Here is a 13,060-nt window from a genome sequence, read left to right as displayed (position 1 = left end):
ATACGTATTTGATGCTCCCCAGTTTCAGATTCCGGGCCGCTGAGATTCCGGCTTGACTAGTTTTGGGTAGCATCGCCGCATGTGATGTGGCTCTCGTTGGTCACAGGCAGGAAAAGAGGAGTACCCGATGTTCAGCACCATGCAGGACGAGCAGCTGTCGCTGGCCACACTGCTGAAATACGCGTCCACCTTCCAAGGCGACAGCACGGTGTCGACCTGGACCGGGACCGGCGTACGCACCATGACCTATCGCGAGGTGGGGGCCGACGCGGCCCGCTTGGCGAATGCGTTGCGCGGCATGGGGATCGGCGAGGGTGATCGGGTCGGCACCTTCATGTGGAACAACAACGAGCACCTGGTCGCCTATATCGGCGTGCCGGCGATGGGCGCGGTCCTGCACGCGCTCAATATCCGGCTGTTCCCGGAGCAGCTGGTCTATGTGGCCAACCACGCCGAGGATCAGGTCGTCATCGTGGACGGCACCCTGCTGCCGATGTTCGCCCAGTACCTGCCGAACCTGAAGACCGTCCGCCACGTCATCGTTGCCAACGGCGATGCCGCCGCGTTGCAGGCGCCCGAGGGCGTGCAGGTGCACTCCTACACCGAACTGCTTGCCGCGCAGCTGGATTCCTTCGAGTTCCCGGTGATCGACGAGCGTTCGGCCGCCGCCATGTGTTACACCTCGGGCACCACCGGCGACCCGAAGGGCGTCGTCTACTCGCACCGCTCCAACTGGCTGCACGCGATGCAGGTCTGCCAGCCCAGCAGCATGGGCTTCAGCGGGGCCGACAACGTGCTCGCGATCGTCCCGATGTTCCACGCCAATGCCTGGGGCCTGCCGTACGCGGCGCTGATGTCGGGCGCGAACGTCCTCATGCCGGACCGGTTCCTGCAGCCCGGACCGCTGCTGGAGATGATGGCCGCCGAGCGGCCCACCTTCGCCGCCGCGGTCCCGACCATCTGGGGCGGCGTGCTGGCCCAGCTCGCGGCCGCCCCGCAGGACATCGCGCATCTGCGCACCGTCGTGGTCGGCGGCTCGGCCGTCCCGCCGGCGATGATGCACGCCTTCGAGGAGCAGCACGGTGTGAAGGTCCTGCACGCCTGGGGCATGACGGAGACCTCGCCGCTCGGCTCGGTCTCGCACCCGCCGTTCGGCGTGAGCGGCGACGAGGAGTGGGCCTACCGCTACACCCAGGGCCGATTCCCCGCCACCGTCCAGGCCCGCCTGGTCGCCGACGACGGCAGCGTGGTCGCCAACGACGGAGAAGCGCTGGGCGAGTTGGAGGTTCGCGGTCCCTGGATCACCGGTTCCTACTACTCCCCGGACGGCGCGCAAGTCGACCCGGACAAGTTCGACGACGGCTGGCTACGCACCGGCGACGTCGGCAAGATCACCCCGAACGGCTACCTCACGCTGGTGGACCGCTCCAAGGACGTGATCAAGTCCGGCGGCGAGTGGATCTCCTCGGTCGACCTGGAGAACGCCGTCATGGGACACCCGGCGGTCGCCGAATCGGCCGTCATCGGCGTCCCGGACGAGAAGTGGGACGAACGCCCGCTCGTCGCCATCGTGCTCAAGGAAGGCGCGACGGCCAAGCCGGAGGAACTGCGCGACTTCCTCGCCGACAAGTTCGCGAAATGGCAGCTCCCGGAACGCTGGACTTTCATCGCCGAGGTGCCGAAGACCAGCGTCGGCAAGTTCGACAAGAAGCGGCTGCGCGCCCAGTACGCCGACGGCGAGTTGCAGGTGACCAAGCTGTCCTGATCGGACCACGGGTTCACACGAACCGGCCCGCCCGGCGGATTACGCCGGGCGGGCCGATTCGGTTGTGCGCTCAGCAGTTACGCAGTTCCGGGCTCTGATTGAGGAGCTGGGCCCGGGTGCTGATGAAGGTGCTGTAGGTGTCGCCGCCTACGGCCGCGAGCGGGAAAGCCGCTACGCGGTGGCAGTTCTGGAAGGCCAGCTTCACGTTGAAGTGGCGTTCCAGCCCGCCGCGGATGGCATCGGAGGCCATGGCGCGCAGCAGCTGGCCGCGGCTCACCTCATCCGGGGGCGGGATGAGATTGTCGGCGTATTCGGCTGTGCCGGAATGGAGGTCGGCGGCCACACGGCTGACTACTTCGTAGGCGTAGGGCAGTGAGGTCCGGACGCATTCGACGAAGTCGGCGTCGTCGATCTCGCCGCGTTCGGCGCGCTCGAGCAAGGCGGTGGGAACATCGAGGGACATGGGCGCTCTCCTCCGGGGGTGGGGTGGATGGCGGTTGCGATGCCCCTGAAGTCTATTCGAAAGTGGTTGTCAACAGCCCTGGATTCAGCGCGAAAGTGCCTTGGTCAGAGCGATTTTCGCTTCTTCGGCAAGTTTGCCCACCAGTTCGCCGGCCGGTAACTCGGGTGCCAGCGCGTGGGTCTGCCCGGCCCACAGGTTCACCTCGTCGGAGTTCCCGGCGCTGCGCGCGGCGGCTCGCAATGGTGCGGTCGCGTAATGGATCTCAGGGTACGCGGCGGGAGCGTCGGTGTGGTCCAGCATGAATCGGTTGCGGATGCCGCGGGCGCGACGCCCGGTGAATGCTCGGGTGAGCATGGTCGGGATATCGGAACCCAGTGCGCCCTTATGTATCGAATTGGTACCGGCTTCCGGGCAGCGCAGAAAGACCGTGCCCAACTGCGCGGCCCGCGCCCCGGCGGCCAGAACCCCCGCGAGACCGGCCCCGGTTGTGATACCGCCGGTCGCCACCAGCGGCAGATCGACAGCGGCGGTGAGCAACTGAAGCAGTGCCAGCAGTCCGAGCGGATCGGTGACGTCCTCGGCGACCCGGTCGACGAAGGTGGCGCGGTGCCCGCCGGCTTCGGCCCCTTGCGCGACAAGCACATCCGCGCCCGCGGCGGCCGCTGTCGACGCCTCGGCCACCGAGGTGACCGTCACCCACACCTCCGAGCCCGCCGCGTGCAGCCGGGCGACCTCGTCCGCGCCGAAGCAGCCGAAGGTGCAGGTGACTACCGAAACCGGCGCGGCGACAAGCAGATCGATCTTGGCGTCCCACGCGTCGCTGTCGTACTTCGGCGCGCCGACCTCGTGCCCGGCCGCCAGCGCCGCGACGTAGTCCGAGAATTCGGGCGGGGGAGTCGGTGCGCCGGGCGCGAAGAGATTCACCCCGAACGGCCGGTCGGTGAGCTGCCGGGTCCGCTCGATCCGGGCGGCGGTCTCCTCGACGCCGAGATACCCGGCGGCGAGCAGTCCGAGCCCGCCCGCCTCGGTCACCGCCGCGGTCAGCTCCGGCGTGGAAGGTCCGCCCGCCATGGGCGCGAGCACGATCGGCGTCTGTAACTCGTCGAGGATCACGGGACCCAGTTTGGCACTGCCGAGGTCACGGATAACGGTCGACTGTTACCGAGTTCTGGTCCCTTGACCTGCCCGCCACCTGCGTAAACATAAGAGAAGGTTGCGGAATGGTCACGACGGGGTAGAGTTCCCGTCACAACGGAAGCCGAAACGTTACAAATTTCGGAACCGGTTCCCCTGTAGGTCGGACGCTAGGACGAAGCTTTGTCGCAGCACCGGGTTGGCCCCAGTTCCATCACCGTCATGAGCCTTCTGGGCAACGAGGTTTCGGTATCGGAGCGCCCGACGCGGCATCGCGCCGAGTCGCCCTCGACCGAACGCGTCAAGCGCGTCGCCACCTTCGCGGTCGCCGCGGGCGCCCTGGTCGGCACCGCCACGCAGGTCGCGCCGGCGCTGGCCGCGCCGCTGTCGCCGCACCACGACACCGACGAAAAGGCCGCCGAGCCCATCACTTTCAAGGGCGCCGGCGAAATCTCGTCCACCCAGGCCAAGTTCGCCTCCCCGGTCGCCGATGTCGCGCCCGAGCCGGCCCCGGTCGCGGCTCAGGTCGCCGCCCCGGTCGCGCAGCCGTTCGGCATCCAGAACCTGCCGCCGGAGCTCGCGGGCCCGCTGGCCCAGGTCGAAGAGGTCCTCAAGGGCGTGACCCAGCAGGTGGCGCCCGCCACCGCGGTGCGCCCGGTCGCCGGCCAGATCAGCTCCGGCTACGGCGCCCGCTGGGGCACCATGCACTACGGCGTCGACTTCGCCGACCAGCTCGGCGCTCCGATCCACTCGGTCAGCAACGGCACCGTCATCGAGGCGGGCCCGGCTTCGGGCTTCGGCCTCTGGGTCCGGGTGCTGCAGGACGACGGCACCACCGCCGTCTACGGCCACGTCAACGACATGTTCGTGCACGAGGGCCAGCGCGTGAAGGCGGGCGACGTGATCGCCTCCGTCGGCAACCGCGGCCAGTCCACCGGCCCGCACCTGCACCTCGAGATCTGGGACCAGGGTGGCGCGAAAATCGATCCCCTGCCGTATCTGGCCGCCAAGGGCGTCCCGATGCAGTGGGGCCCGTCCAAGCACTGATCTTCGTTGCCCAGCTTGACATCTCACCTACATAACGGCAGGGCGCTGGTTAGGCTCCTGTCGTGACCGAGCTGGGCGATATCTTCGAACCGGGATCTCCACACGGGCGTACCTACGCCGTGCTGGTGCATCATCCGCGCTCCGGACTGACCGATATCGCCCGCTATCTGGACGTTTCGGAGGAGTCCGCGGCCGCCTCGCTGAAGGTGCTGTGCGAACTCCAGGCGGCGGTCCAGCTCGCCAACGGCGACGGCGTGCCGCTCTGGGACGCGCACGCGCCGGAATCGCTGTCGGAATCCGAGGCGCGGCGCCGCCAGCACGAGATCAGCCAGATGCACGCCGCCGCGGCGCGACTGAGCGAGACATTCCGTTCGGTGCGGCGCTCGCCGCGCAGCAACGGCGCCATCGTGCCGGTCTTCGAGCGCGTGGAGATGCTGGCCGACTTCGAGGAAATCCAGTCCGCCGCACGCACTTCGGTGAAGCTCATCGAACGCGGCCCCTACCTCAGCGATACCGAGCGCGAGCAGCGCCAGTTCCAGCTGAAGCGGACGCGGCTCAGCGAAGGCATCCGCTATCAGACGCTGTACCAGGACACCATCTATCAGGACGCGGAGCGACTACGCCACGCGCTGGCCACCAATGCCAGTGGGGCGCAGGCGCGCACCTTGCCGGAACCGCCGTTCAAGATGATCGTCGTCGACGACGAACGCGGCATCCTGGTCCTGCACGCCGACGAACGCAGACCGGACCCGATGGGGATCAGAGTCTCCGGGTCGCCCGCGCTGCGCCTGATGATCAAGACCTTCGACGTGCTGTGGTCGCTGGCCGCGCCGATCTCGGTGAATCCCTCCGCCGAAGAACTCGACGAACGCGACAAGGCCATCCTGACGCTCATGGGGCTGGGCGCCACCGACGACACCATCGCCCGCCGGCTCGGCATGTCCCGCCGCACCGTAGTACGCCGGACCGCGCGGCTGCTGGAGCGGCTGGGCGCCAGCACCCGGTTCCAGGCCGGGGTCCAGGCCACCCGGCGCGGCTGGCTATGAGAATTCTCCTCGTCACACAGCTGCAACATATGGCGGTCGCCGACCGATGTGCCGGAGGGCGACTGATCATTTTCGGTCGCCTTTTGCGGCCCGGGGAGCCCGATATGATTGCCCGGGGCTGAACAGGCACTGGCCGAGCGGCCTTGGAGAATGAACGGCCGTGCGGCCGAGCTAGACGCGAGAGGTGATTGCACCCGAATGGATACTGCCCGTCGTTCCGGCCGTGGTACCCGTCGCCGCAGGTCGGGCAGCCCTACCTTCGGTCAACTGCTGACCGCGGCCGTGGAGTCCGCGTCCGACGCGGTGGCCGTGCGGGCCGGGGCCGAGGAGTTCACCTATCGCCAGCTGGACGCGGATTCCTCACGGCTGGCCCGGGAACTGATCGAACGCGGTATCGGCCCCGGTGACGTGGTCGCCATCGGCATCGCGCGCGGCATCGAGTCGGTGCTCGCGGTGTGGGCCATCGCCAAGGCCGGCGCGGCGTACGTGCCGGTCGACCCGGCCTACCCGGCCGAGCGGATCGCGCACATCGTGGGCGACTCCGGCGCCACGATCGGCCTGACCACCTCCCAGCACCGGCGCAAGCTCGGTTCCGGCATCTACTGGATCGAACTGAACGACCCGGTGGTGGCGCAGCGGGTCCTGGACCGCCCGGAGCACCCGATTTCCTACGCCGACCGGGTCCGCCCGCTCGACGAGCGGCATCCGGCCTACGTCATCTACACCTCGGGTTCCACCGGCAAACCGAAGGGCGTCGTCGTCACGCACACCGGCCTGGCCGGGCTGGTCGCCGCCGAGGCCGAGCACTACCAGGTCACCGGCGATTCCCGGGTCCTGCACGTGTGCTCGCCGAACTTCGACGTCTCGGTGCTGGAAATGCTGCTTGCGTTCTCCACGGGCGCGACGCTGGTGGTCTCGCCGCCGACGGTGTTCGGCGGTTTCGAGCTGGCTGAGCTGCTCCGCCGGGAACAGGTCACGCACATGCTGATCACCCCGGGCGCGCTGGAGTCGGTGGATCCCGCCGACCTGCCCGACCTGCGGGTCGTGGTGGTCGCGGGCGACAAGTTCGGTCCCGAGCTGGTGGGCCGCTGGGCCACCGGGGACCGCGAGTTCTACAACGGGTACGGCCCGACCGAGGCCACCATCCTGGCGACGAGCACGCCGCCGATGCGCGGCGACGAGCCGGTCACCATCGGCAGCTCGATCCCGGGCGTGGGCGCGTTCGTGCTGGACGCCCGGCTGCGGCCGGTGCCCGCCGGGGTCATCGGGGAGCTATATCTCTCGGGCCCCGCGCTGGCGCAGGGCTACCTGGGGCGGCCCGGCCTGACCGCGGAGCGATTCGTAGCGAGCCCGTTCGGCTCGGACGCGGAGCTGCCCGGCGCCCGGCTGTACCGCACCGGTGACCTGGTGCGCCGCGCCGACAGCGGCATCATCGAATATCTGGGCCGGGTCGACTTCCAGATCAAGGTGCGCGGTTTCCGCGTGGAACTCGGCGAGATCGACAACGCGCTGGAGGCGCACCCCGCCATCGATTACGCGGCGACCCTGGGCAAGACGCTGCCCTCGGGACAGACCGCGCTGGTTTCCTACGTCCTGCCGCACACCGAGGTCGACACCGCCGAGCTGGCCGCCTATCTCGCGGAATCGCTGCCCGCGCACATGATTCCGGCCTCGATCATGGTGCTCGACGAGATTCCGTTGAACCCGGTCGGCAAGCTGGACCGCGCGGCGCTGCCCGAGCCGGTGTTCGCGACGCGTGAATTCCGTGCTCCCGCAAGCCCGGCCGAGCAGGTCGTCGCGGACGTCTTTGCGGCACTGCTCTTACCCGCCACACCCGTCGAGCAGTCCGAGGGCCCGCGCGTCGGCGCGGACGACGACTTCTTCGCCCTCGGCGGCAACTCGCTGCTGGCCGCGCAGGCCGCCGCCCGGATCGGCGCCGCGCTGGACGTGCGCGTGCCGGTGCAGCTGCTGTTCGAGGCGTCGACGGTGACGGCGCTGGCCGAGCGGGTGCTGCGGCAGGCGGCGACGCCCGCGGGCCGGGCGCTGCACGCGGTGCCGCGGCCCGAGCTGGTGCCGTTGTCCTACGCCCAGCAGCGCATGTGGTTCCTGAACCGCTTCGATCCGGCCAGCGCGGTCAACAACATCCCGGTCGCGGTCCGGTTGTCCGGGCGACTGGATGTGGTGGCCCTGCAGTCGGCGGTGCGGGATCTGGTGCAGCGGCACGAAGTGCTGCGCACGGTCTACCCGGAGGTGGACGGCGCGGGCGTGCAGTCGGTGCTGCCGATGACCGATCCGCTTGCGGTGCCGCCGCTTCCGACGCTGGACTCCACCCCCGAGCAGGTGGCGGAATTCGTCACCCGGGTCGCGATGACCAAGTTCGACGTGACCGCCAAGCCGCCGATCCGGGTGCAGCTGTTGCGGTTACGCGACGACGAGCACGTGCTGGTGTGCGTCATCCACCACATCGCCGGCGACGGTTTCTCGATGGGCCCGCTGACCCGGGACCTGATGACCGCCTACGTGGAGCGCGTCCGCGGCGGCCGCCCGGAATGGCCCGCGCTGGAGGTCCAGTACGCCGACTTCGCCCTCTGGCAGCGCGAAACCCTCGGCGCCGAGGACGATCCGGAATCGCTGCTGTCGCAGCAGATCGCGTACTGGCAGGGCCGGCTGGCGGCGCTGCCCGAGCAGCTGAACCTGCCCGCCGACCGGCCGCGCCCGCCCGCCGCCTCGAATCGCGGCGCCACCTTCCGCTCCACCGTGGACGCCGACCTGCACGCGGCCCTGCACCAGGTTGCCCAGCAACACAATTCGACGCTGTTCATGGTCGCGCACACCGCGCTCGCGGTGCTGCTGTCGCGCCTGTCGGGCACCCGCGACATCGTCATCGGCACGCCGGTGGCGGGCCGCGGTGAAGCCGCGCTCGACGACCTGATCGGCATGTTCGTCAATACGCTGGTTTTGCGCACCGAGATCGCGCCGGGCGTCAGCTTCCAGGAGCTGATCGGCCAGATCCGGCAGACCGATATCGAGGCCTTCGGTCACGCCGATGTGCCGTTCGAGCGCCTGGTGGAACTGCTGGATCCGGTGCGGTCCAACGCCCGGCATCCGCTGTTCCAGGTGCTGCTGGTGCTGCAGAACATGGAGCGGACCCAGCTGGAACTGCCCGAGCTGAGCGTGGCCGGCGCGGAGCTGAACGTGCCGCTGGCGAAGTTCGACCTACAGCTGGAACTGGTCGAGCAGCTCGCCGAAGACGGCACGCCGCAGGGCATTTCGATGGCCTTCAGCTACGCCACCGATCTGTTCGACGAGCCGACCGTCGAGGACTTCGCGGACCGTTTCCGCCGGATCCTCGCGGCGCTCACCACCGACGCCGATGCCGTGGTCGGCGATGTCGACCTGCTCGCGCCCGGCGAACGCGAACTGGTGCTGCGGGAGTGGAACACCCCGGGCGCGCAGGTGCCCGAGGTCACCCTGGTGGATCTCCTCGCGGCCCAGGCCCGCCGGCGTCCGGACGCGATCGCCGTCCGGTTCGGCGACACCGCGCTGACCTTCGGTGAGTTGCAGCGCCGGGCGAACCGGGTGGCGCGGGCGCTGATCGCGCGCGGCGCCGGACCGGAAAGCCTGGTCGCCGTGGCCCTGCCGCGTACCGAGGAACTGCCCATCGGTCTGCTCGCGGTGCTGATGACAGGTGCGGGTTACCTGCCGATCGATACCACCTATCCGGCGCAGCGCCTGGAGTTCATGCTCGCCGACGCCGCGCCCGCCTGCGTCCTCACCGCCGCCGATGTGGTGGGTGCTGTGCCCTCGGGTGACCTGCCCGTCGTGCTGCTGGAGCAGACCGGCGAACTGCCGGACGCCCCGATCACCGACCGGGACCGGCTCGCCCCGCTGCGCCCGGACAACCTGGCCTACGTCATCTACACCTCCGGATCGACCGGCGTGCCCAAGGGCGTCGGCGTCGCGCATCGCAACGTGGTCGAGCTGTTCGCCAACACCCAGCTGCTGTTCGACTTCGACGAAACCGATGTCTGGACGCTGTTTCACTCCTACGCCTTCGACTTCTCGGTGTGGGAACTGTGGTGCGCGCTGGCCAACGGCGGGACCGTCGTGGTGGTCGACTACCTGACCTCGCGGTCGCCGGAACTGTTCCGCGAGTTGCTGATCCGGGAACAGGTCACCGTGCTGAACCAGACGCCGTCGGCGTTCTACCAGCTGGCCGAAGCCGATCGCACCGCGCACTACAACGACGCCGCCAAGCTGTCGCTGCGCTACGTCGTCTTCGGCGGCGAGGCGCTGGATCTGCGTCAGCTCGAGCGCTGGTACGAGCGGCACGCGGTGGACGCGCCGTGGCTGGTGAACATGTACGGCATCACCGAGACCACGGTGCACGTGTCGTTCCTGGAACTGAACGAGCAGATGGTCGGCGACGCGGCGAGCGTCATCGGCCGGGCGCTGCCGGGCCTGGACGCCTACGTCATCGACGAGCGCCTGCACCCGGCGCCGGTCGGGGTCGCGGGGGAGATCAACGTCGCGGGCAAGCAGCTCTCGCGCGGCTACCTCGGCCGTCCCGGGCTGACCGCGACCCGCTTCGTCGCGAATCCCTACGGGGAGCCCGGTTCCCGGATGTACCGCACCGGAGACGTCGGCCGGTGGGTCGGCTTCGGTGGGCGGGCGAACCTGGAGTACGCGGGCCGCAGCGACCAGCAGGTGCAATTGCGCGGCTTCCGGATCGAACTCGGCGAGATCGAGTCGGCGCTGCTGCGCTGCCCGGGCGTGCGCCAGGCCGTGGTGCTGGTCGTCGCCGACGAGCACGCGGGCGAACGGCTCATCGGATATGCGGTGCCGGACACCGATGCTCAGCTCGACCCCATCGAATTGCGCACCGGGGCCGCCGAATTCCTGACCGCCTACATGGTGCCGGACGCGATCGTGGTGCTGAACGCGCTGCCGCTCACCCCGAACGGGAAGCTGGACCGCAAGGCCCTGCCCGCACCGGAATTCGTGAGCGCGGCCGCCTTCCGGGCGCCGTCCTCGCCGATCGAACTGGCCGTGGCGGAGGTCTTCACCGGTTTGCTCAACGGTGCGGAGGTCGGGCTGGACGACGACTTCTTCGCGCTGGGCGGCAACTCGTTGCTGGCGACCCGCGCGGTGGCCCGGATCAACGAGGCCCTGGACGCGAATCTCGCGGTCCGCGAACTGTTCGAGGCCTCGACCGTCGCGGCGCTCGCCGCCCGCGTCACCGTCGGCACCGGCGACCCGGCCCGGCCGCCGCTGGCCCGGGGCGAGCGGCCCGCCCGGATTCCGCTGTCGCTGGTGCAGCAGCGGATGTGGGTGCTCAACCAGCTCGACCAGGCCTCCCCGGCCTACAACATCCCGCTCGCGATCCGGCTCACCGGCGTGCTCGACGTGTCCGCGCTGCGCTACGCGGTCGCCGATGTGCTGGAGCGGCACGAGGCGCTGCGCACCCGCTACCCGGTCACCGGGCCGGGCGGGCTGCCGTATCAGGAGATCCTCTCCGTCGCCGAGGCGCTGCCGGGCGGGCTGGACGTGGCGACCACCACGAACCCGATCGCGCACATCACCGACATGATGTCGCGCGGGTTCGACGTCACCTCGGCGGTGCCGCTGCGCGCGGTGCTGCTGAACTCCGCCGACAATCCCGAGGAGCACCTGCTCGTCGTGGTGGTGCACCACATTTCGGCCGACGGCGTCTCGATGGCGCCGCTGGCCCGCGATCTGGCGACCGCCTACGTCTCCCGCGTCGAGGGCCGTTCCCCGGCCTGGGTGCCGCTGGAGGTGCAGTACGCCGACTTCGCGCTCTGGCAGCACGCCGCGATCGGCGCCGAGGACGACGAGACCTCGGTGGCGGCGAAGCAGCTTGCGTACTGGCGCAAGCGCCTGACCGGGCTGAACGGGGAGCTGGCGCTGCCGCTGGATCGCCCGCGTCCGGCGGTGCCGTCCATGCGCGGCGCGGCGACCGGGATCAGTGTGCCCGCCGCGGTGCACGAGGATCTGGTCCGCATTGCGCGCGAGCACAATTCGACGCTGTTCATGGTCGTGCACGCGGCGCTCGCGGTGCTGCTGGCGCGGATGTCGGGCAGCTCCGACATCGCCATCGGCACCGCCATCGCGGGCCGCGGCGAGCGGGCGCTCGACGACCTCGTCGGCATGTTCGTCAACACCTTGGCGCTGCGCACCACCGTCGACAGCAGCGCCAGTTTCGCCGATCTCGTCGAGCAGGCCCGCGAGACCGACCTGTCGGCTTTCGGCAACGCCGACGTGCCGTTCGAGCGGGTGGTCGAGGAAGTGGCCGCCGGTCGCACCGCGCACAATCCGCTGTTCCAGGTGGTGCTGTCGTTCGAGAGCACCGACGCGCCGACCCTGGAACTGCCCGGCCTGACCATCGCCGGGCTGGACGCCGGCGCCATCTCGGCCAAGTTCGATCTGCAGGTGATCGTCGATCCGCGCAGCTCGGGTGAGCTGAACGTGGTATTCAGCTACGCCACCGACATTTTCGACGAGTCGACCGCCCGGGCGTTCGCCCGGCGCTTCGAGCGGATCCTGGCCGCGGTGGCCGCCGATCCGCAGACCGTCGTCGGCGACATCGATATCCTGGACGCCGCGGAGCGCGACCGCGCGCAGGCCGGGCAGACCGCCCAGGCCGAGCCCGTGGAGAACACCAGCACCGCCGGCGCCGCGCTGACGCAGTCGCTGACGGCCGCGGTGGAGGACGACCCGGAGGGCCCCGCGCTGGTGTGGGGCGAACAGGCCGTCAGCTACCAGGAGCTGGACGCGCGCTCGTCGCAGCTGGCGCGGGTGCTGATCGATCGCGGCTGTGGCCCGGGCACGGGTGTCGCCGTGCGCCTGGACCGTGGCGTGGACGCGGTGGTGGCGAGCTGGGCCGTGCTCAAAGCCGGTGCGGCCCTGGTGGGTTCGGATCTGCCGGGCGGGCTGGAGGTCAAGGTCGGCCTCGGTTCGGGCCGCGAGGACCTGGACTGGCTGGCCCTGGACGACGCGGCCGTGCGCGCCGAGATCGCCAGGCAGTCGCCGCGCCCGGTCACCTACGCGAACCGGTTGCGCACCCTGCGCGGCAGCGATCCGGCGCTGATCGACGGCGCCGGCACGCTGACCTATGACGAGCTGGCGGCCGCGGCCGATCGGTTCACCAGCCGGGCCGAGCTGACCTTCGAATCCCGCACCTACGGCACCGGACGCCCGGGTTCGGCGGCCGGTCTGCTCGAAGTCGTGGCCGCGGGGTCGAACGGTGCGTCGGTCGTGGTCGCCGCCGGCGGCGATCTGACCGGAGTGCTCGCCGACGAATGGGTGACGCACGCGCTCACCGACCAGGCCGGTTTGGGCGGGGTCGACTTCGGCGAGCTGGAAGATTTGCGCACTGTGGTGCTGATCGACAGCGCCGGGCCCGCGGGCGCGGACTCGGTCGAAATAATTCCGCTGGCGGATTTGCTGGGTACCGGGGTGTGGAGCCGGATCGGCTGAGCTCAATGCCGGGTAAATGCTCACCTCGCGAGATACCGCTCGGTGCGTACGGCAAGGCAGAATGGCATCCGCTTCGCGCGCGGTATTGCGGTGGCAGTGAACGACAGT

Annotated in this window: 6 protein-coding genes; 4 read left to right on the top strand and 2 right to left on the bottom strand. The window is 69.7% G+C overall.

Annotated features, from left to right (window positions below):
- The first annotated feature begins 127 nt into the window (after positions 1 to 127).
- Entirely contained in the window at positions 128 to 1,765 is a 1,638-nt protein-coding gene (locus AB0M14_RS02240) for a long-chain fatty acid--CoA ligase (RefSeq protein WP_364987563.1), read from the top strand.
- A 70-nt stretch (positions 1,766 to 1,835) separates the two neighbouring features.
- Here the strand turns inward: AB0M14_RS02240 and AB0M14_RS02235 are convergent, their stop codons facing one another.
- Together AB0M14_RS02235 and AB0M14_RS02230 are read right to left on the bottom strand one after the other, a co-directional pair.
- On the bottom strand, positions 1,836 to 2,228 hold the full coding sequence (locus AB0M14_RS02235; protein ID WP_364987561.1) for an SCO5389 family protein: 393 nt from the start codon (positions 2,226 to 2,228) through the stop codon (positions 1,836 to 1,838).
- A gap of 84 nt (positions 2,229 to 2,312) precedes the next feature.
- Positions 2,313 to 3,341: a nitronate monooxygenase gene (locus AB0M14_RS02230; protein WP_364987557.1), complete on the bottom strand. Its 1,029-nt coding sequence runs from the start codon at positions 3,339 to 3,341 to the stop codon at positions 2,313 to 2,315.
- A gap of 243 nt (positions 3,342 to 3,584) precedes the next feature.
- On the opposite strand from AB0M14_RS02230, the gene AB0M14_RS02225 reads away from it, so the two are divergent.
- From AB0M14_RS02225 to AB0M14_RS02215, 3 genes are all read left to right on the top strand, one after another.
- Positions 3,585 to 4,409, top strand: a complete 825-nt coding sequence (locus AB0M14_RS02225) for a M23 family metallopeptidase (RefSeq protein WP_364987553.1) — start codon at positions 3,585 to 3,587, stop codon at positions 4,407 to 4,409.
- Positions 4,410 to 4,471: 62 nt separating this feature from the next.
- Entirely contained in the window at positions 4,472 to 5,455 is a 984-nt protein-coding gene (locus AB0M14_RS02220) for a LuxR C-terminal-related transcriptional regulator (RefSeq protein WP_364987550.1), read from the top strand.
- 198 nt (positions 5,456 to 5,653) lie between these two features.
- Positions 5,654 to 12,952 (top strand): amino acid adenylation domain-containing protein, encoded by a 7,299-nt coding sequence (locus AB0M14_RS02215; RefSeq protein WP_364987547.1) that lies wholly within the window; start codon positions 5,654 to 5,656, stop codon positions 12,950 to 12,952.
- Positions 12,953 to 13,060: the final 108 nt, after the last annotated feature.

The organism is Nocardia sp. NPDC051832, from assembly GCF_040681285.1.
Classification (GTDB): domain Bacteria; phylum Actinomycetota; class Actinomycetes; order Mycobacteriales; family Mycobacteriaceae; genus Nocardia.
This window is presented reverse-complemented; position numbering and strand designations above follow the sequence as displayed.